A 21,064-nucleotide genomic window follows, 5' to 3' on the forward strand; every position below is an offset into this window, starting at 1 on the left:
ACGCGATTTTTGCGCCGTTGTTAAAAACAGGAAAACGGCCCCTGCACCAGGAGCCGTTTTTTAAAGCGTACGACCAGGACGATTAACGTGTAATAGAATACACGGTACCGTCTTTGGCCTGGATCAGCAGCTTGCCATCGGCTGAGACCGGTTCAGTCAGGAAGCCGGAGCTGTCTACTTTCTGCTGAGCCACAAAACGGCCATCTTCGACGTTAAGCCAGTGCAGATACCCTTCGCTGTCACCCACCACCAGGTTGCCATTATACAACGCCGGGGAAGTCAGCAGACGGTGCAGCAGATCGCTTTGCGTCCACAGCGTAACGCCGCCATCGGTCGTCAACGCCAGTACGCGGTCATTCTGATCCACCAGATAGATACGGTTGCCGTCGACGATAAAGTCATTCACCGAGCCCAGTTCACGTTTCCACATGATCTGGCCACTGCGCAGATCCAGCGCGGTCAGGTTACCATTATAAGCCAGGGCGTAAACGACGCCATTGACGATGACCGGAGTGGTGTCCACATCGCTCAGACGGTCAATCTCTGTAGAACCGGTCGCCTGAGAAATACGCTGCTGCCAAATCATCTGGCCTTGCTGCATCAGTACGGCGCTCACGCGGCCGTTATCGCCACCGACAATGGCCGCACCAAAGGCGGTTGCCGGCGCAGATTCGCCACGCAGTGACAGCGAAGGCATATCCAGGTTCACGGTCCACTTAATGGCGCCATCGGCTTCGTTCAGTGCCTGCAACTGACCGTTGCTGGTATGAATCAGCACCATGCCGTCACTGACTACCGGACGGGAAAGCGCTTCGCCAGCCACTTTGGTTTGCCACGTAACCGTACCGTCCGCTGCGTTCAGCGCATAAACCTGCGCTTTTTCGCTGCCGATATAGACGTGACCGCCTGCAACCGTTACGCCGCCAGACAACTGGGCTGACGAACGCGAGAACCAGCCATCTTTCTCACCCAGGTTCACCGACCAGATTTCTTTGCCGTCATCAGCATTTAACGCTTTCACCACGCCAGCGCGATCGGCTGCGTAGACCACGTTATCGGCATACGCCGGGTGGAGGTTGGAATAGAAATCGCCGATACCATTACCTACAGACGTGCTCCAGGCCGTAGACGGGGTAAACTGATTTTCAACCACCGGTAATGGGGACATTTTAACAACGTCTTCTTCGCCACTAAACAGTGAACAGCCGCTCAACAGGGTAACGGAAAGCAGCCCTGGCAGAAGTAATTTACGCAATTGCATCGGGTCCCTCTCAGATGGACAAATTATTGATTTTCATCTGCATCATTTCGCTCAGTGCCGGGGAGGCGTTACTTTTCACGCCCGCTTCCCACGCACTACGCGCACCTTGTTTATCACCTTTGCTCAGCAGCGCTTCGCCGCGCAGATCGGCAACAATCGCCGCCCATCCTTCACCCTTCACACTCTCCAGGGTTTTCAGCGCCGTATCCGCCTGCTTGAGTTGAATCTGAACGCGAGCAAGACGCAGCGTGATCACTGCGTTAAGATTCTCATCACTCGTGGCGGCCAGTCCCTGCTGAAGCTGGGCTGCGGCCTTCTCAAGTTGATTCTGATCGACAAACTGCTGCGCCAGTTCCATCGACGCTAACGCGCCGTAGGTGTTCTTATTGTCGGCAGCAAATTTCTCTGCGGCTGACAGGTCTTCCGCTTTACCCGCGCTGAGCGAACTCACCACGGTTTGATATGACAGAGAAGCAGAGCGTGCGGACTCAATCTGATGATTGTTCCAGTAGCGCCAGCCTACCAGCGCACCAACACCTAAAATAACCCCAACAGCCAGGGCTTTGCCGTTCTCGGCAAAGAAGCGTTTAATCGCCTCAACCTGATCGTTTTCGTTCTCGTAAATTTCCACGCAGTCCTTCTCCTTAAGCCATTAACGTGCGCAAATGCGTTGCAACGCTATCCTGTGCAACTTCAGTTTGCTCACCGGAGCGCAAATCCTTCACTACAACAGTACCGGCGGCCACTTCGGACTCGCCAAGCACCAGTGCAACGCGGGCACCCCATTTATCAGCTCGGGCAAACTGTTTCTTAAAGTTGCCGCCGCCGTGGTTTGTCATTAGCTTCACGCCCGGGATTTCATCACGCACGCGCTCAGCCAGTGTCATTGCCGCAGACTGCGTATCCGCACCTGAAGCGACCAGGTATATATCGACAACAGAATCGGCTTTAAATTCCGGATTAACTGCCTGAACCAGTAAAACAAGGCGTTCCAGGCCCATTGCAAAGCCCACTCCCGGCGTCGCGCGACCGCCGAGTTGCTCAACCAGTCCGTCATAACGACCGCCCGCACAGACGGTGCCCTGTGAGCCCAGGCTGCTGGTGACCCACTCAAACACGGTGCGGTTGTAGTAGTCGAGGCCACGAACCAGACGCTGGTTAACAGTGTAGGCAATCCCTGCGGCTTCCAGCAGTTTGCACAGGCCAGCAAAGTGTTCGCGGGAATCGTCATCCAGATAGTCGCCAAGCTGAGGAGCATCGTTGAGCAGCGCCTGTACGTCCGGATTTTTTGAATCCAGCACGCGCAGCGGGTTGGAGTACATGCGACGTTTGCAGTCTTCGTCCAGTTTCTCAACGTGCTGCTCCAGGAATGCCACCAGCGCATCGCGGTAGTTTGCACGCGCGTCCAGCGATCCGATGGAGTTCAGCTCAAGATTGACATGTTCAGCGATACCCAGCGCACGCCACCAGCGCGCGGTAAGCATAATCAGTTCGGCATCAATATCCGGCCCTTGCAGACCAAAGGCTTCGACACCCAACTGATGAAACTGACGATAGCGCCCTTTCTGCGGACGTTCGTGGCGGAACATCGGCCCGATGTACCACAGGCGCTGTTCCTGATTGTACAGGAGACCATGCTCGATGCCGGCGCGTACACAGCCCGCCGTGCCTTCCGGACGCAGCGTCAGGCTATCGCCATTGCGGTCCTCAAAGGTGTACATCTCTTTTTCAACCACGTCGGTCACTTCGCCGATCGCGCGTTTGAATAACGGGGTCTGCTCTACAATCGGCAAGCGGATTTCACTGTAACCGTAGCTGCCGAGCACGTTTTTGAGTGTGCCTTCAATGCGCTGCCAGATGGCGGTCTCGCCAGGCAGATAATCGTTCATGCCGCGAATGGCTTGAATGTTTTTTGCCACGTTTATTCTCTTTCTGAATATAAAAATGAACCCTCAGCGCTTCCCCGAGCGATACGGGAGCCATGCGGGTTCAATCATACACGGGAAGCACGCCGCTTCCCATCACGTTATTATTTTTCAACCTGCTGCACGTTAATCCGCTGCGCTTCGTCGAGCATCGTCGCTTTGGCGCGGATACGGGCTTCAAGCTGGTCAATCATATCGCTGTTATCCAGACGATCTTTTCGCACGCCGTCTTCATAGAGGCCGCTTTTTTTGTTACCACCCGTCACGCCCAGCGTCGAAACTAGTGCTTCACCCGGTCCGTTAACGACACAGCCAATGATGGAAACGTCCATCGGCGTAATGATGTCTTCCAGACGCTGCTCCAGGGCGTTGACCGTGCCGATCACGTCAAACTCCTGACGCGAGCAGGTCGGACAGGCGATGAAGTTTATCCCGCGAGCACGAATGCGCAGAGACTTCAGGATATCGAAGCCAACCTTAATCTCTTCCACCGGATCGGCAGCCAGCGAAACGCGCAGCGTATCGCCAATCCCTTCGGACAGCAGCAGGCCAAGACCGATTGCCGATTTCACCGCACCACTGCGCGCACCACCGGCTTCGGTGATCCCTAAATGCAGTGGTTGATCGATTTGCTTCGCCAGCAGGCGATAGGATTCAACGGCGAGGAAAACATCAGACGCTTTTACGCTGACCTTGAACTGATCAAAGTTCAGACGATCGAGATGATCCACATGGCGCATTGCCGATTCCAGCAAAGCCTGCGGCGTGGGTTCGCCGTACTTTTCCTGTAGATCTTTTTCCAGCGATCCGGCGTTAACACCGATACGAATCGGGATATTCTTGTCGCGCGCGCAATCCACCACCATGCGGATACGCTCTTCATTGCCGATGTTGCCTGGATTAATCCGCAGGCAGTCAACGCCGTATTCCGCCACTTTGAGCGCAATACGGTAGTCGAAGTGAATGTCGGCGACCAGCGGAACAGAAACCTGTTGCTTGATCAGTTTGAAGGCTTCTGCGGCATCCATCGTGGGTACGGAGACACGAACAATGTCAGCGCCAACACGTTCCAGCGCTTTGATCTGATTAACCGTCGCTTCCACGTCCGTGGTCCGCGTGTTGGTCATCGACTGGACGGCGATGGGAGCCCCATCGCCAATCGGCACATTCCCAACGTAAATTCGCGTTGATTTTCTACGTTGAATTGGAGCCTGGTTATGCATGAAAAATCTCCCGCGTTACCCGTCTATTACTGCGCCGGTGATTGTTCGGCATTTAGGGTCAGACGCGCAACCTGGTTAGTTCTGATAAAACGGCTCAGATCGACAGGTTTTCCTTGATACTGGATCTGCACCGCAGCCGGCGCGCCAATTTTAAGCTTGTAAGGTGCCTGACCGGTCAGGTTTAAATTACCATCTTTACGCTGCATTCCGCTGAACAGCTTTTTACCTGTCGCATCGCTGACTTCCAGCCAGCAATCGGCGGTAAAGTTCATCACCAGCGCGTTTGGATCCGCAGCGGCTTCCACACCCGCCTGATTGGTCGGCAACGGTGCCGCGCCATCCGGCGTTGCCGGTGTCGCAGGAGAGGTTGTAGCGGTATCAACGTTGGCCTGAGAAGGCGCGACTACGGCGTTCTGCTGCGGGTCAACCGCAGGTGCCGTCGTCGGCGCAGGCGTTTGCACCGTCTCCGCCGGACCGGTTGCCGCTGGCGTGTTGTCCTGAGTTGCCGTCGCGCTGGTGTCCAGCGGCACGCTTTGTGTGTTTTCGCTGTTGGCGTTCAGCTCAGCAGAGGATTGATCGGCCATCGTGGAGATCTCTTCCTGTTGCGCTTTGTGGTTTTGCCACCACCATGCGCCCGTCAGGCCGACCACCACAAACAGCACCAGCCAGGTAAACGTCATCAACCAGCCATCACGCTTTCTACGACGCTTGCCTAATGAGAAGCTCTGCATCGGTGCCACTTTCGCCGCACGAACCGGAGCCTGTTTCTCCAGAGCCGGTAACAGTTCTTCTTCAGGAATATGGACCAGGCGTGCATAAGAGCGAATGTATCCGCGCAGGAACGTTGAAGCCAGGTCGGCAGGCGCCTTATCGTCTTCAATGTCGCGTACGGTGGATACCTTCAGGCAAAGTCGCTCAGCGACAGCCTGCTGGCTGAGTCCGAGTTGTTCACGGGCATTACGTAGGCGAACGCCGGTGGATTGTGCTTCATGTTGGTCGTGAGTGGCTTCAGTATTCATTCGCTACAGCTGCTGGTGAAAATTAGGGTTCAGGCGCCGGTGAGTCACAATGCCCACCCACACCGCGAAAATCGGTTCAGTCAACCTGAGTCAAACAGTATAAACCTCTCTGCTGACTCTTAACAAAAACAGCTTAAGCCTGAGGGCTAAACTATTGTCGCGCCGTACATACTGCCTTAAAGTCGACAAAAACGCACCGTTATTATTGACCGGACAAGTACAACCCTGGCCCTCATGCAAATTACATTGCGCCACAGCACAAAAATCCGGCTGTAGCGCAATGTGCATCAGACGGTTTTAACGTCGATAGCCTCACCCTGCATACGCTTACGTAGAGTACGTTTAGTCCGGTCAATCACATCCCCCGCCAGTTGTCCGCAGGCAGCGTCAATATCATCACCGCGCGTTTTACGCACAATGGTGGTAAAGCCGTAGCTCATCAGCACCTTAGAGAAACGGTCAATACGGCTATTAGAACTACGTCCATAAGGTGCCCCCGGGAACGGGTTCCATGGGATCAGGTTAATTTTACAAGGCGTGTCTTTCAGCAACTCTGCCAGTTGATGCGCATGCTCTGTGCCATCGTTAACGTGATCCAGCATGACGTATTCAATAGTGACGCGTCCCTGGTTGGCATTGGATTTCTCCAGATAGCGGCGAACCGCGCCCAGGAAGGTTTCGATATTGTACTTTTTGTTGATTGGTACAATTTCGTCACGAATGTCGTCATTCGGCGCGTGCAGCGAAATCGCCAGCGCGACGTCAATCATGTCACCTAATTTGTCGAGCGCAGGCACGACGCCGGAAGTCGACAGCGTGACGCGACGCTTGGACAGACCGAAGCCGAAATCATCAAGCATGATTTCCATGGCTGGCACAACGTTAGTCAGGTTGAGCAGCGGTTCCCCCATCCCCATCATCACCACGTTGGTGATTGGACGCTGACCGGTGATTTTCGCCGCGCCAACAATTTTCGCCGCACGCCAGACCTGACCAATAATTTCAGAAACGCGCAGGTTACGGTTAAAACCCTGCTGTGCGGTTGAACAGAATTTACATTCCAGCGCACAACCCACCTGCGAAGAGACGCACAGCGTAGCGCGATCATCTTCCGGGATATACACCGTTTCGACGCGCTGATCGCCCACGGCAATTGCCCATTTGATGGTGCCATCGGAGGAGCGCTGTTCTTCAACCACTTCCGGTGCGCGGATTTCCGCCACCTCTTTGAGCTTGTTGCGCAGCACTTTGTTGATGTCAGTCATCTCATCAAAGTTGTCGCTGCAATAGTGGTACATCCATTTCATCACCTGGTCAGCGCGAAACGGCTTCTCACCCATCTCTTTAAAGAATTCGCGCATCTGCTGACGGTTCAGATCCAGCAGGTTGATTTTGCCATTTTTCGCAGGAACCGCGGGGGTGATGATTTCGGAAGTGTTAACTAATTCAGACATAATTTTTTCCGGCCTCGTTGTTACACGTTATGGCCCATGGGAGGTTGAAAAGAAACGCCCCGGTAAGCAGTGCTCATCCGGGGCGTTGCATTGTACAAAGTCTGGCGCAAGGATGCCACGTTTGCACGCGGCATTTACCGAAAATTATTCCCGAAGGGATCAGCGAGTGCGAGCGCACACTTCGCCTTCACCGAAGAAATAGGCGATTTCGCGCTGGGCGGATTCCACGGAATCCGAACCGTGAGTCCCGTTTTCAGTGAAGCTGTCGGCGTAGTCGGCACGCAGCGTACCCGCCAGGGCGTTAGCCGGGTTGGTTGCACCCAGCAGATCGCGGTGACGCTGTACCGCGTTTTCGCCTTCCAGCACGGACACCACGATAGGACCAGAGGTCATGAACTCGACCAGACCGTCAAAGAACGGTTTGCCATCATGCTCAGCATAGAAACCGCGCGCCTGTTCAACGGTCAGGTGCAGCATTTTGGTACCGACGATTTTGAACCCTGCTGCTTCAAAGCGCGCAAAGATATTACCAATAACGTTTTTTGCCACCGCGTTTGGCTTGATGATGGAAAAAGTACGTTCAATAGCCATGATTACCTCTGAAAGATGTTCTGTTGTGTTTTACCTGGCGCGGATTATAAAGAGCATCCCGGCTATTGCATATGGATGAAGGTAACATTTTTTTAAAATAAGATGAGCATTAGCAACAAAAAGTGTCAACCTGGTCTACTGCAACGTAAACCTCACCGTCGCAACCTGCCCGCTCTCATCCATCGCCAGTAGCTGATAGTCACCTTTTTCGCGCAGACGTAACGTGACACCGCGCCCACGTTCTTGTAGCGGTTCGCCATTAAGGAACCACCAGCGCTCTCCTGTGCCGCCGCTGCTCTGAAGCGTTACGCTCGCCTCTGTGGCCCCCGGTAAACGTCTGACGATTGCGCCATCACGCACGCCAGACAGCAACAGTGGTAATGCGGGATCCTGCCCGTGCGGCGGACACACCGTTGAGGATAACGGCAAGCGCGCACGGCGACGCTCAGCGGCGGGCAACCACGGTTCAAGCGGCAACGGCCAGACAATCAGCATTTGTTCTTGCGCCTGCGGACAATCAGCGGCAACGCGTCGGCCTGCCTTATCCAGCCAGATCGGGAAACGAATACCGCTCACCCCTTCCTGCTCCGGCAGCAACAGCGTGGGCGGCTGCACGTCTTCCAGCAGCCAGGTGGCCAGACGACGCCGACAATTGCTGTCACCAGGGGGAAGAGACTGCCCGCCAGGCCAGCACACAACGCTACGGGTGACCGACTGCGGGCGCGGATCTTCCGGCAGCGAGGCGCCACGGGCTAAGAGCAGGTTGTTTACCTGATTGAGCAGCGGGATTGCACTGGCATAACCGAACTGTCCGGCAACGGGCGTACCGTCCGGTCTGCCCGTCCAGATACCGATGACATAGCGAGCATTGAGACCAATCGCCCACGCATCGCGATAACCATAGCTGGTGCCCGTTTTCCACGCCAGCGGGGCCACCCGGGGAAGCGCGCTATCCGGCAGCGGCTGCGCTTCATCGGCCAAAATACGCCGGATGATCCACGCCGCGCCGGGCGACATCAGTCTGCGTTCGACAAGGGGATCGCCCGGCTGCAAACGCAGTTTTCCCGCTTTGCCGTGGCGAGCAAAAGCGCTGTACCCCGCGACCATATCCTCAAGCCGCGAGCCTGCGCCCCCCAAAATAAGCGACAAATTAGGAGCCGCGCCCGCAGGCAAGTACAGCGGCAGTCCACTATTACGTAATTGTGCGGCAAAACGCTTCGGACCGTAGGCCTCAAGCACCTGTACCGCAGGTAAATTCAGCGAGCGCACCAGCGCTTCGCTCATACTGACAGGGCCATGAAAACCGCTGTCAAAATTACCAGGACGATAATCCCCACTACGGCGCGGTACATCCTGCAATAAAGACGCCGGGTGGATTAATCCATCATCCAGCGCCAGCCCATAGACAAAAGGCTTAAGCACGGAACCGGGCGATCGAATCGCCTTGACCATATCCACATGACCGAAACGCGTGGCATCATTCAGATCGACCGAACCGACCCAGCCACGGACGCTCATGTCAGTGTGATCGACGACGATCATCGCCAGCGAACTTCGCGCTGGCAGCCTGCCCTTCCAGTTTTGTGCCAGTTCTTCCAGCTGTCGTTGCAGCCCGGCATCCAGGGTGGTGACAATTTTGTCGCCTTGATTTTTACCCAACATCATCCGCGAGAACAGCGGTGCCAGTTGCGGCATCTGGCGAGGCGTCAGCCAGACCGGCTCTTCACGTGATTCCTCCACCTGGTGCGGCGACCAAATCCCCTGCATTGCCATCCGCTCAAGCACTTTGTTGCGCGCAGCTTCTGCCCGTTCTGGCCAGCGATCAGGGCGCAGTCGACTCGGCGCCTGTGGTAATACCGCCAGTAACGCGGCTTCAGAGTAACTGAGCTGTGACGGAGGTTTTCCGAGATAGGCCCAACTGGCCGCGCCAATTCCCTGCAACGTGCCGCCAAACGGCGCACGATTGAGGTACAGCGTCAGGATGTCGCGTTTTGAGAGATGCCATTCGAGCTGCAGAGCGCGCCAGAGCTGGCGAAACTTACCGCCAAAAGTACGGGGATGTGGATCGAGTAATCGCGCTACCTGCATGGTCAGCGTACTGCCGCCAGAAATCACCCGTCCGGAGGAGAGATCCTGCCAGGCGGCACGAAGAATGGAGAGAGGGTTTACCCCCGGATGTTTCCAGAACCAGCGGTCTTCGTAGTTAATGAGCGCCTCAAGATAACGCGGAGAGACCTCTTCAGGCGTTACCGGATAGCGCCAGATGCCATCCGCGTCAGCAAACCGCCACAGTGGCGTTCCGTCATGGGCCACGACCACTCGCGCCGGATTGACCTCACGTAAAGGCAGCGGCCAGATTTTATCTGCCACCCAGACGGCGCAAACGAGTAAAACAGACGCGGCGGTCAGCCAAAGCCAACCGCCGCGTTTGCCGGTTAATCGCCCCATTTACGGCTTAACAATCAGAATGTCCCCGGCTACACCGGTCGCCCGCCATTGTGGAACATACATCGATTCTACCATGGGCATCGGCACCTGATAGGTTCCCGGCGTCACCGCTCGCGCCAGATAGACCAGCGTCACCGGCTGTCCACTATTCACGGCCACGGCGGCAACAAAGCGGTCATCCCGAAACTCAACGTGCTGAATATCTGCCTGCTGCATTTGATTGAGCAGGTTTTGCACCTCGCTGCCGCTGTCCTGCAAGCTGGCGCTACCGTTTGCCAGATTCTGGTTTTCCAGTTCCAGCCCGGCTGGCAGCAGATCCACCACCAACGCATCCGGTACATCCTGACTGGCTTTCACTTCCAGCCAGACCAGAACAAGTTCACCACTACGCAGGGAATCCAGCGATTTGCTCTGCCCGTCACTGCCCAGAATATGACGCTCAATCTGCAGCACATTGCTGGCAGGTGCCGGAGCCGATTGTGGATAGCCGCTCACGTCCAGGCGCAACCACATCGGTTGAGCACCGTTATTCGTCACCTGCAACGCCGCAAGTTGATCGGCATCCAGATTACGGGTTTGTGCTTTATCGCCCGTCAGCGGTTGCTCCGCAAGAGAAGTCTTCGCCTGCCAGGTACCGGGTAGATCCTGCAGCGAACGGGCTGCCAGGAACAGCGCATTATTCTCCTGCGTTGACAGCCAGCGCTGACTAAACGCTTGTTCAGAGAGCGTGTTCAGCAGCGAGTTCTGGACATCCGGCTTAAGGTTATTTTCTTCCAGCAGCGCCAGCATCAGGGCGTTATCGCGAAGCGGACTACCGTAATCAGCCAGCCACTGACGTTCATCGTGACGCGGGGTGGAGAGCGCCAGCGCAACCGCATCGTCACTCCGTTTCGCGTCCCCCATCGTTTTCAACGCTATACCTAATTGCAGCAGCGGTAAGCCGGATGCCGCCTGACTGCGCCGTTCCCAGATCTCGCGTAGCGCGCCAAGTGGGGCTTTTTGCTGCCGCGCCAGGACCAGCGCGGCATAAGCCTGCACGGCAAATTTGCTTGCCTGCGTATCGCTGGAGTAGCGAATCGACATCATTCCCGGATCCTGCAGGTATCGCAGAAGGCGCGCATTGCCCTGATTGATCCCCACCGCTGGAACGCTATAGCCCTGCTCACCCGCCCGAACCAGGAAATCCATCGCATAGGCGGTCAGCCAGTACTCTTCCGGACCATTTTTGTCCCACAGCGCGAAACCACCGTTATCACGCTGCATTTGTAACAGGCGGGCAATCCCGGTTTCGATTGCCGCACGACGCTTCTCGTCGGTATCACCCGCGATGCCCAGCGCTTGTAGCTGCGCGGCATTGGTATAAAGCGACGGGAACAGGCCACTGGTGGTTTGTTCCAGACAGCCGTATGGATACGCCTTCAGTTCGCGAATATAGCGCGCCAGATTTAACGGCGGTTTACCACTGAACAACAGTTGGCCCTGTACCGTCACCGGCGAGAAGTTCATCACCCCTTCTTCAGGAAGGGTCCAGCTTTCCCCCGGTTGCAGCATCACGCCGTTATTGACCGTTTGCGCCGGGAATGCCGGACGTACGCCAATTTTCCACTGCTTTTGCTGCGGTCCGATGTCTTCTCCCGGCACGTTCAATCCACTTAACGTCGCCTGCAGCTCACCATCACCAAATCCTTCTTTTGCACGAACAGGAACAAACAAGGTCGTGCGCACGCCCGGCTCCAGATTGACCTGCGCAGGCTGGTCGCTGACCAGTTCGATCAGTCCGCTGGCGGCCAGCGTCACGTTCAGTGACTGTGGTCGATCGGTAAGGTTGGTCACGTCCAGCACCAGTCGCGAGGTATCGCCACCGGCCATAAAGCGCGGCATATTCAGCTCAGCAATGACCGGGGCGGCGACAATAGTTTTGCTTTCATTGCTGCCAAAGTCATCCGCCGTCCACGCCTGCGCCATCACGCGCAGCTCGCCGTTAAAATCGCCAATCGGTAGCGTCACACTGCCTTCACCCTGCTCATTGAGCGTGACCGGTTGCGCCTGCTGCGCCACGATATTTACATGGTTGACCGGCGGTTTACCGCCGCGCTTCAGTTCATCGCCATCACCGCCAAAGCGCAGTGCGGCCAGACGCCCCTGGCCCTCAATCACCTGACCATAAATGTCATAAATATCCGCGCCGTAGCGTTTTTGTCCAAAGAAGGCCTGCCACGGATCCGGCGTAACGTAATCGGTAATGTTCAACACGCCGCTATCCACTGCCGACACCAGGACGTTAACCTGTTTTGGCGTCTCGCCGTTTTTACTGCTGGCCTTGATCTTCACGGTCAATGGCTGGTTGGGACGCATTTTAGCCGGGCTTTCCAGCGCCAGCTCCAGACGTCGGTTTTCGTCTCCCAGCGGTAAATGCAGCAAGCCTACGGCACGTTTCGGCGTTGCAGAACGAGATTTATCTCCCGGACGCACCACCAGCGTGCTCAGGTATAGATCGTGGCGATTCCACGATTTATCGACCGGAATGGAGAGATCCAACCCCTGCGCCGGGACATCAATTTCCTGCCACCACAGCGGACCTTCACTGGATTCTACCATCGCATACCCTTTCCCCGCCGCCGGTGCTGCAATATGCAGCTTCATGGTGTCGCCCGGACGATAGGCCGGTTTGTCCAGCTTCAATGTCACGCGATCCGGCCGAGCCGCCCCGCTGCCATCACTGTTATCCTGCCAACTGTAACCTGCCCAGAAACGGACGCTACTGATCGCATCGTTTGGCGCTTTCACTTCCAGTCGGTAGGCACCCCATTCGACCGGGAATGTCACTTTGCCGGTTTCATCGGCTTTCAGATCCAGCGTCTGCTCACCTTCCACCAGATCTTTTTGATCAAAGCGCGACTGCCAGCCTTCGCTTTCCAGCCAGTCCCAGTAGTAGTCGCGACGCTCACGAATCAAACGCACCTGTAACCCGGAGACCGCTTTCTTCTCTCCCTGGGCATCGACATAGACAATGTCAAAAGCGGCGTTGCTGTCTTCATCAACAATCGGCTGATTCACCGTAGTATCGGTGCGGTAGTCATATACCGCTTTAACGGCAAATTGCGGGCGGATACCCGGTAATGTGTCTGCCGGCCAGATCGCCTGCTCAGCGCGACGCGTAACAGGACGACCACCGGACTCCAGCAGGCTGGCCTGCAATATCACCTGCAACGGTGAGTGGGTCTCACGCCACTCGCTATTGGTGCTGATGTCACCACGCCCGGTTTCATCCAGCGTCAGTTGGACTTCATCGAGACTGCGCGACAGGTTCTCCTCGGCAATATTGCCAAACTGGAAGCCGGGCAGTGACGGCACGGCATCACGCAGTGGGCGCAGGTACAGCTGCCCTTGCAGCGCATTGCCATTCGCCGGGGCGCCGTAGAGGTAGTAGCCCACTACCGAGAACGTCACCTTATCAGACGGCGACAAAGGCGTTTCCTGACTGGTGAGATTTAACGCCATTCGCTCTGGCATGAAATCTTCAACGTGGAAATCCCACATCTGGCTTTGGTTATCGCCCGTGTTGGCGCGAATGTGCCACATTCCGGTTGGCGCACCGCTGTCCAGCGGATAAGTAAAGTGATACAACCCGTTATCCGGTTGACTGACGACAGTACGAATCACCTGGCCGTCCGGTTTAACGACCTCCAGCTTCACTGGCTGATCGGGCAGCGTCTTGCCGTCGCTGTCACGCAGCAGACCGTTGAGGATCACCGTCTCGCCAGGACGGTAGAGATCGCGCGGGCCAAACATAAAGAACTGTTTGCTGTAGCCGGGATCCCCCGCGATGTCGAACTCTGCTAAATCCAGCGCCGGGAGTTTCAGATCCAGCAGCGTGGTTTGCCCCTCTTTACGCGCCAGCAACAGCGCGGCATTCTGGTGATTTTCAAGCTGTACATGGCCTTTCGCATCGCTGGTCGCTTTCGCCAGGGTCTGTCCTTTTTCATCCAGCAAAGCGACATCTACCCCCTGCTGCGCGGCACCATTCTCCAGACTTTGCGTAAACACATCGAGCCGGTTCTGATAGCGATGTGCCGATACGCCGACGTCGCTGAGCGTGAACAACGTTGCGGCGTTGCTGTACTCGTACTGCCCGGCTTTGGTCATCACCGCAACGTAGACACCGGCCTGCTGCAACGGCTTAATCTCGCTCAGCGGCAGAAGAAGTTTTTCGCGGGTGTTACGCGCAGGATTGAGATCAAAGCGACCGGTATAGACCAAATCCGCCATTTTCAGCAGATTGTCGGACTCCCAGTTGGACATCGAATTCCGGTACTCCCACTGACTGACAAAGGCCGCCAGCGATTCAGGTTTCACGCGGAAAAAGTTAACGTCTACGTTGTTCACGTTGAGCGCCATCACGGGCAGCCCTTCCACCACTTTCCCCGGCAGCAGTGAACCACGGCTGGCAAAACCCACGCTGGGTTGAATATCACGCGTGGTGAGGCTTTTCTCATAGTTGATTTCGAAGGTCGCGTTGTTCAGCGCCCTGAGATCGCGCTCAATGGTCACCAGCAGGTCACGATTCGGTTCCAGGTGGCGTAAACGCAGCTCTTTCAGATTCGGCGACAGTTCCCATGCGCCATCGACTTTGCCGCTTTTTTTATCCACCACGTGGACGAGACGGGCAAAATCCTGTTCAGGATCTAACGGGATGGAAAAGGTCAACACCAGCGTCGATGCACCGTCCAGTTGCACCTCTGAGACATCCAGCAGCGTCAGCGCTTTGCCCTCGCTTTCTCGGGCCAGTTTCTGCAACTGCGCGGTATCTTTTTCTGCTTTCTTTTCCGCCGCGGGTTGTGCGGCGGGAGCGTCGTTTTTTGCCGCTATCGGAGCTTTATCGTTGTTGTCGCACCCAGCCAGCGCCAGCATGAGCATGCAGGCGACTACGCGTATGTGTTTCATTTTTCATCCCTGGCCAGTATGGCCCGTTAGCAACGTAGAATCGTTATTATGCGTGAGATTTCACTTTGTGTAAGTCTCTTTCCCCTCCCATCTTGTCTGAATTTAATTAAGAAATGTGGGATCACCGGACAAATCAGCCTCTTTTACTTGTCCCCTGTCGGCAAAGGCCTGACAATTTACCGGACACCTGATAAACATGGAGATCCCCATGACTACCGCCTTTTTTGTCGCCGCCGACTGGCTTGCCGAGCATATTGACGATCCGCAGATTCAAATTATCGACGCCCGCATGGCGCCGCCAGGACAGGAAGACCGCGACGTTGCGCAAGAGTATCGCTCGGGACATATCCCGGGTGCGGTGTTTTTCGATATCGAAGCGCTCTCCGACCACACTTCACCTCTGCCGCATATGATGCCACGCCCGGAAAGCTTCGCCGTGGCGATGCGTGAACTGGGGGTACATCAGGATAAACATCTGATCGTGTATGACGAGGGTAGTCTGTTCTCCGCCCCGCGCGCGTGGTGGATGCTGCGCACCTTTGGCGTGGAGAACGTGTCCATTCTGGGTGGTGGTCTGGCGGGCTGGCAACGTGATGAGTTGCCGCTACAGGAAGGTAACGTCGAACTCCCGGAAGGTGAGTTTGATGCAGCATTTACCTCTGAAGCCGTCGTGCGCGTCACCGACGTCCTGCTCGCCAGCCATGAGAAAAGCGCACAGATTGTCGATGCCCGCCCGGCAGCACGTTTTAATGCTGAAGTCGACGAGCCGCGTCCAGGTCTCAGACGCGGTCATATACCCGGCGCCTTAAACGTGCCGTGGACAGAACTGGTTCAGGAAGGCGAATTGAAAACAACCGACGAACTGGATGCCATCTTCTTTCGCCACGGCGTCAGTTTTGATCGTCCGATTATCGCCAGTTGTGGTTCTGGCGTGACGGCAGCCGTCGTCGTGCTGGCGCTTGCGACGCTGGACGTGCCAGACGTCACGTTGTACGACGGCGCGTGGAGTGAATGGGGATCGCGTACCGATTTACCGGTAGAACCGGCTGACGCTAAATAAATTCTGATTTCTTAGTCAGCTTCGCCCACAAAAAAACCGCTCAAACATTTGAGCGGTTTTTTTGTGCTGGTCCGGTTCGCGGCCTTTCCAGCTGGCTGTGTTGCCATAGCAATGCAGGCATGCCGTAGTGGGGTAATACTCTCTTTTAAGGAAGATAATGTCAAGTTAGTTAGCCAGGAAACTATTAGGAAGTTGATGTATCATTCTTCTCGGCCCTTTTCGCCGCCTCGCAAGCGGGCACTGGCTTCAGAAAAGGATGTCCCTTGGCCGTTAGCGCAGGCATGTCGTAGTGCTTGCTGTCACGGCATTATCGCCAGTGTTGCTGTCGTGAAGCGGTCTTTGCATGGACCGCACAATGAAGATACGGAACGTCTGTATCGTGCTTCTTGTTTCTGGTGTGTTGTGCCTTCACGCAGACCAGAGTTACCCCAGTAATTCTGTTCTCGTAAAGACCAGCGACCAGGGCAGGTAAACGAGGATGCCGCCTTTCGGGGCGGCTTTCCTTCACTTAAATAATTCGGTTCTGTTTGAAATCACGCAGGAACCCGCCCCAGCGGCGTTCGTAGAACGGCGCGATGTGTTCGGTGATAAAGTGGCTGATCCCTTTCTCCCCTTTTTTCACCTGACAGATATCGATCGGTTCATCGCCCGGTAGCGTATCAGTTGCCACACTGCCCGCAGCCTGAATAATCGCCTCAATATCGCCATCGGCCTCAATACCAATCAGCAGATTTGCCTCAGCGTCCGCGCGCTCTTTAATTGAGCAGAGAAACGCACGCTTCACCGGCTTGATGGTCTTAAACAGCGTCGTGAGCGAATCGATCATCTGTGCTGGTGGTTCGGCCACTTCGGAGAGAATCAGCGATTCCCCACCTTCCAGCATTTCCTGCGTGCTCAGCGGATTGCCCTCTTCCCCCATCAGCAGGCTGATTTCGTGAGGCATAAACTCTTTACCAGTCGGCAATTTGGCGTTGAGGAACAGCGTTTCGCCGAGCGTCATTTCAAACAGCGTCCGTACTGGCATCACCACAAACGCCTGCTCATCTTCGACGGCCTGCTGCAACGCTTCCAGCGAGGTGAAAAAGGGGATAACGGTGGTGCCATCTTCTTTTTCCCAATGCTGAAGATCGAGCGCGCTGTCTTCGACAATCGCTTCGCCGTCTGCCGCAGTACCAGGTACCCAGACAGTGGATTCCAACAGGGTGCGGAAAAATGCCGGACGGTGTGCGGGTTCAGTCGCCGCCTGCTCCAGCAGGGTTTCTAATTCATTTTTTGTTTCAGACATAGAGATCACAAATAATATATGGATTGTAGGCCTGATAAGACGTATGACGTCGCCATCAGGCAAAATGCCGGGGAGCGCCTCGCTTACCCGGCCTACAAAAATACCCTTCAGGCAGTCAGTAGATTCGCGATTGTACGCACGCCCAAACCGGTCGCCCCGGCAGACCACTGCTCAACCGGCGCTTTGCGATAGGTTGCCGAACAGTCGATATGCAGCCAACCCTGCTGGTAGTTTTCCACAAAGTGCGACAGGAATCCTGCGGCTGTGCTCGCCCCTGCCGGATACGCCGCGCTGCCGGTATTGTTCAACTCGGCAAAATTAGACGGCAACTGGTTACGATGAAATTCCGCCAGCGGCAGACGCCAGAACGCCTCGTTTTCTTCGGCTGCGCTTGCCAGCAGGCGGTTCGCCAGTTGGTCATCGAAGCTGAACAGCGCGTGGTAGTCGTTACCCAGCGCGGTTTTCGCGGCTCCGGTCAGCGTCGCAGCATCAATGATCAGCTCTGGCTTCTGCGCGCTGGCGTCAATCAGGCCATCCGCCAGCACCAGACGCCCTTCCGCGTCGGTATTCATCACTTCGACGTTTTTACCGTTGCGATAGTGGATGATATCGCCCAGCTTGAACGCGTTACCGCTGATCAGGTTATCCGCACAGCACAGGTACAGTTTCACGCGTTTGTTCAGACCGCGCGTGATCGCAAACGCCAGCGCGCCGGTTACCGTTGCGGCACCGCCCATGTCGGACTTCATGGAGTCCATAAAGGCACTCTGCTTGATGCTGTAACCGCCGGAATCAAAGGTGATCCCTTTCCCGACCAGGCAAGCAAAAACCGGGGCTTCTTTATCTCCTGTCGGGTTGTAGTCGAGCGCCAGCAGGACCGGAGGACGTTCAGAGCCGCGCCCCACAGTATGCAGCCCCATATAGTTCTGCTCACGCAGATCTTCGCCTTTGGTAATACGGTAAGAGACGTGATCGCACGCCACGCTGCACAGCAGGTCAACGGCACGCTGCGCCAGTTGCTCTGGACCCAGCTCTTCCGCCGGTGCGTTAATGGTGTCACGCACCCAGTCAATGATGGTCAGACGGTTATCCAGCTCCTGACGCTGTACGTCGTCCAGCTCTGGCCATTCCACTTTTCGGCTGCCTTTCGGCCCTTTGTAGCCCTGCCAGAATGACCAGCAGCGGTCTGCATTCCAGCCCTCGCCTGCCAGTTGCACATGCTTGATGCCAAGGCCGTCGATTTTACGTGCCGCGCGCTGAATAAGACCCAGGTCATCTTTCCCATTAAGGTGCAGGGCAATACCATCGTTATTGATACTGTATGTGGCTTTTTCACCCCAGCGTGCGTCAGCAGGTTGTGTGGAAAGCGTAATTTTCATGGCTTCTGTCATGTTATTTATCCTTATTAGCAAACGGGCCGCCTCATGGCAGCCCGTTATGTGACTTACTCTGCTTCATCTAACCAGACTAGCAGAATCGCCTCCAGAATTTTTTCATTGGATGCGTCAGGGTCGTCATCAAATTCCTCAAGATCGCAGATCCACTGATGAAGATCGGTGAAACGAACGGTCTTTGGATCGAGATCGGGGAACGCATCGTACAGCGCTTCACCGATTTCGCGGCTATCGGTCCACTTCAGTCCCATACTACCCTCTGTTAATGCTCACGAGCATGATTGATTGTGTAACGTGGGATTTCGACTACCAAATCATCCCCGGTTACGCGAGCCTGACAGCTTAAACGGCTCTCCGGCTCCAGTCCCCAGGCTTTATCCAGCATGTCGTCTTCTTCTTCCGTGCTTTCCGGCAGGGAGTCAAAACCTTCACGCACAATGCAGTGGCAGGTCGTACAGGCACAGGATTTTTCGCAGGCGTGCTCAATCTCGATACCGTTGCGCAGCGCAACGTCAAGAATGGTTTCACCGGTCTTAGCTTCCAGAACTGCACCATCCGGACAGAGATCCTGATGAGGCAAAATAACAATCTTTGGCATATTAAACCTCGTCCACGGAATGGCCTTTCAGCGCGCTACGGACCGACTGATCCATACGGCGAGCGGCGAATTCCTGGGTTTGTTTGTCTACGTTTTTAATGGCTTGTTCGATAGCGTCAACATCATCGCCCAGCGCCACTTCGCTCAGGTGCGCGGCGGCATCGTCGATCAATTGACGTTCTGCGGCGCTTAGCAGCGCGGCATCAGCGGTCAGCGCGCCGGTTAAACTCTCCAGCACGCGCGCCGCTTCGACTTTCTGCTCTGCCAGCATACGGGCTTTTACGTCCTGCTCGGCAAAGCTCATCGAATCCTGAATCATTGAGGCAATTTCGCTGTCGGTCAGACCGTAGGACGGTTTCACCTGAATAGAAGCCTCAACGCCGGTGGATTTTTCCATCGCAGTGACGCTCAGCAGACCGTCAGCATCCACCTGGAAAGTCACGCGAATATGCGCGCCGCCTGCCGGGAGCGCCGGAATACCACGCAGGGCAAAGCGCGCCAGCGAACGGCAGTCCTGCACCAGTTCACGTTCACCCTGCATGACGTGGATAGACATCGCGGTCTGGCCGTCTTTGAAGGTAGTAAAGTCCTGCGCGCGCGCCACCGGAATCGTAGTGTTACGCGGGATCACCTTCTCCACCAGGCCGCCCATCGTTTCCAGTCCCAGCGACAGCGGGATCACGTCGAGCAGCAGCATTTCACTGTCGGGTTTATTACCAACCAGAATATCCGCCTGGATTGCCGCGCCAATCGCCACCACTTTATCCGGGTCGATTGACGTCAGCGGCGGGCGACCGAAGAATTCGCCCACACGTTCACGCACCAGCGGTACGCGCGTGGAACCGCCAACCATCACCACTTCCAGCACCTCTTGCGCCTCAACGCCAGCATCTTTCAGGGCACGACGACAGGCCAGCAGCGTACGCTTAACCAGCGCGGAAATGAGTTCATTAAACTGTTCGCGGGTAATCTCGCCCTGCCAGCCCGCTACGTTAATCGTGACTGACTCGGTATCGCTGAGCGCGATTTTCGCCGCGATGGCGGCATCCAGCAGTTCGCGCTGCACGCGGTTATCGCTGCGATCGGCAATTCCCGCCTGTTCACGGATGTAATCCGCCAGCAGGTGGTCGAAGTCATCGCCGCCAAGCGCGGAATCCCCGCCTGTCGCCAACACTTCGAACACCCCGCGACTCAGGCGCAGAATAGAAATATCAAACGTTCCGCCACCGAGGTCATACACTGCAATGACGCCCTCTTTGCCGGAATCCAGACCGTAGGCAATCGCCGCAGCGGTCGGTTCATTGAGCAGGCGCAGCACATGGAGGCCCGCCAGGCGTGCGGCATCTTTGGTCCCCTGACGCTGTGCATCGTCAAAGTACGCCGGTACGGTAATCACCACGCCATCCAAATCGCCGGAAAGCGACTCAGAGGCTCTCGCCGCCAACGCTTTCAGGATATCGGCTGAAACACGGACCGGATTTAGCAAACCCGCCGCCGTTTCAATCATCGGCAAGCCATTTTCACTTGCCTGGAAACGGTATGGCAGATGCGGGTAGCGAGTCTGAATATCCGCCAGTGAACGTCCCATCATGCGTTTCACTGAACTGATAGTATTGGCGGTATCCAGCGCGGCATTAGCGCGCGCATCATAGCCGACCGTGTGGCCCTGCGGCTGATAGTGAACGACGGACGGCAGCAGATGACGACCGTCGTGATCGGCCAGCGTTTCCGCCTGACCGCTACGCACGGTTGCGACCAGAGAGTTGGTGGTCCCGAGATCGATACCCGCAGCCAGACGACGCTGGTGTGGCGCTGCGCTCAGACCAGGCTCACTAATTTGTAATAAGGCCATAATTGCTTCC

The 21,064-nt window shown here is 56.0% G+C and carries 16 protein-coding genes; 2 read left to right on the forward strand and 14 right to left on the reverse strand.

The window, feature by feature from the left end; all coding sequences use genetic code 11:
* Positions 1 to 82 precede the first annotated feature (82 nt).
* From bamB to KI228_RS16255, 9 genes are all read right to left on the reverse strand, one after another.
* Positions 83 to 1,261, reverse strand: coding sequence for an outer membrane protein assembly factor BamB (gene bamB, locus KI228_RS16215; protein WP_061069780.1), 1,179 nt, complete (start codon positions 1,259 to 1,261; stop codon positions 83 to 85).
* A 10-nt stretch (positions 1,262 to 1,271) separates the two neighbouring features.
* Complete coding sequence (locus tag KI228_RS16220) at positions 1,272 to 1,892, reverse strand: YfgM family protein (protein ID WP_042999834.1); 621 nt, start codon at positions 1,890 to 1,892, stop codon at positions 1,272 to 1,274.
* A gap of 13 nt (positions 1,893 to 1,905) precedes the next feature.
* Positions 1,906 to 3,180, reverse strand: a complete 1,275-nt coding sequence (hisS, locus tag KI228_RS16225) for a histidine--tRNA ligase (RefSeq protein WP_042999833.1) — start codon at positions 3,178 to 3,180, stop codon at positions 1,906 to 1,908.
* Between the two features lie 110 nt (positions 3,181 to 3,290).
* Positions 3,291 to 4,409 carry a flavodoxin-dependent (E)-4-hydroxy-3-methylbut-2-enyl-diphosphate synthase gene (gene ispG, locus KI228_RS16230; RefSeq protein ID WP_042999832.1) on the reverse strand — a complete coding sequence of 373 codons (1,119 nt, stop codon included), beginning with the start codon at positions 4,407 to 4,409 and terminating at the stop codon, positions 3,291 to 3,293.
* 26 nt (positions 4,410 to 4,435) lie between these two features.
* Positions 4,436 to 5,428, reverse strand: coding sequence for a cytoskeleton protein RodZ (gene rodZ, locus KI228_RS16235; protein WP_044327914.1), 993 nt, complete (start codon positions 5,426 to 5,428; stop codon positions 4,436 to 4,438).
* 287 nt (positions 5,429 to 5,715) lie between these two features.
* On the reverse strand, positions 5,716 to 6,882 hold the full coding sequence (gene rlmN, locus KI228_RS16240) for a dual-specificity RNA methyltransferase RlmN (RefSeq protein ID WP_042999830.1): 1,167 nt from the start codon (positions 6,880 to 6,882) through the stop codon (positions 5,716 to 5,718).
* A gap of 159 nt (positions 6,883 to 7,041) precedes the next feature.
* Positions 7,042 to 7,473 carry a nucleoside-diphosphate kinase gene (gene ndk, locus KI228_RS16245; protein ID WP_042999829.1) on the reverse strand — a complete coding sequence of 144 codons (432 nt, stop codon included), beginning with the start codon at positions 7,471 to 7,473 and terminating at the stop codon, positions 7,042 to 7,044.
* A 135-nt stretch (positions 7,474 to 7,608) separates the two neighbouring features.
* Positions 7,609 to 9,921 carry a peptidoglycan glycosyltransferase PbpC gene (pbpC, locus tag KI228_RS16250; protein WP_061069779.1) on the reverse strand — a complete coding sequence of 771 codons (2,313 nt, stop codon included), beginning with the start codon at positions 9,919 to 9,921 and terminating at the stop codon, positions 7,609 to 7,611.
* Complete coding sequence (locus KI228_RS16255) at positions 9,922 to 14,865, reverse strand: alpha-2-macroglobulin family protein (RefSeq protein ID WP_141227624.1); 4,944 nt, start codon at positions 14,863 to 14,865, stop codon at positions 9,922 to 9,924. It lies immediately after the preceding gene.
* A 208-nt stretch (positions 14,866 to 15,073) separates the two neighbouring features.
* Here KI228_RS16255 and sseA point away from each other — a divergent pair, with 208 nt between their 5' ends.
* Positions 15,074 to 15,925, forward strand: a complete 852-nt coding sequence (gene sseA / locus KI228_RS16260) for a 3-mercaptopyruvate sulfurtransferase (RefSeq protein ID WP_044264898.1) — start codon at positions 15,074 to 15,076, stop codon at positions 15,923 to 15,925.
* A gap of 355 nt (positions 15,926 to 16,280) precedes the next feature.
* Positions 16,281 to 16,397 carry a small toxic inner membrane protein TimP gene (gene timP / locus KI228_RS24630; protein ID WP_371320518.1) on the forward strand — a complete coding sequence of 39 codons (117 nt, stop codon included), beginning with the start codon at positions 16,281 to 16,283 and terminating at the stop codon, positions 16,395 to 16,397.
* A gap of 36 nt (positions 16,398 to 16,433) precedes the next feature.
* Here timP and sseB read toward each other — a convergent pair whose 3' ends face one another.
* The 5 genes from sseB to hscA all read right to left on the reverse strand — a co-directional run bounded on the left by sseB (position 16,434) and on the right by hscA (position 21,054).
* On the reverse strand, positions 16,434 to 17,210 hold the full coding sequence (gene sseB, locus KI228_RS16265; RefSeq protein ID WP_141227625.1) for an enhanced serine sensitivity protein SseB: 777 nt from the start codon (positions 17,208 to 17,210) through the stop codon (positions 16,434 to 16,436).
* 107 nt (positions 17,211 to 17,317) lie between these two features.
* Positions 17,318 to 18,601 (reverse strand): aminopeptidase PepB, encoded by a 1,284-nt coding sequence (pepB, locus tag KI228_RS16270; protein ID WP_044253083.1) that lies wholly within the window; start codon positions 18,599 to 18,601, stop codon positions 17,318 to 17,320.
* Between the two features lie 53 nt (positions 18,602 to 18,654).
* Positions 18,655 to 18,855, reverse strand: coding sequence for a Fe-S cluster assembly protein IscX (gene iscX, locus KI228_RS16275; RefSeq protein ID WP_042999823.1), 201 nt, complete (start codon positions 18,853 to 18,855; stop codon positions 18,655 to 18,657).
* 11 nt (positions 18,856 to 18,866) lie between these two features.
* Positions 18,867 to 19,202 carry an ISC system 2Fe-2S type ferredoxin gene (gene fdx / locus KI228_RS16280; RefSeq protein ID WP_042999822.1) on the reverse strand — a complete coding sequence of 112 codons (336 nt, stop codon included), beginning with the start codon at positions 19,200 to 19,202 and terminating at the stop codon, positions 18,867 to 18,869.
* 1 nt (position 19,203) lies between these two features.
* Positions 19,204 to 21,054: a Fe-S protein assembly chaperone HscA gene (gene hscA / locus KI228_RS16285; protein ID WP_044253086.1), complete on the reverse strand. Its 1,851-nt coding sequence runs from the start codon at positions 21,052 to 21,054 to the stop codon at positions 19,204 to 19,206.
* Between the last annotated feature and the right edge of the window lie 10 nt (positions 21,055 to 21,064).

The organism is Citrobacter amalonaticus (genome assembly GCF_018323885.1).
Classification (GTDB): domain Bacteria; phylum Pseudomonadota; class Gammaproteobacteria; order Enterobacterales; family Enterobacteriaceae; genus Citrobacter_A; species Citrobacter_A amalonaticus.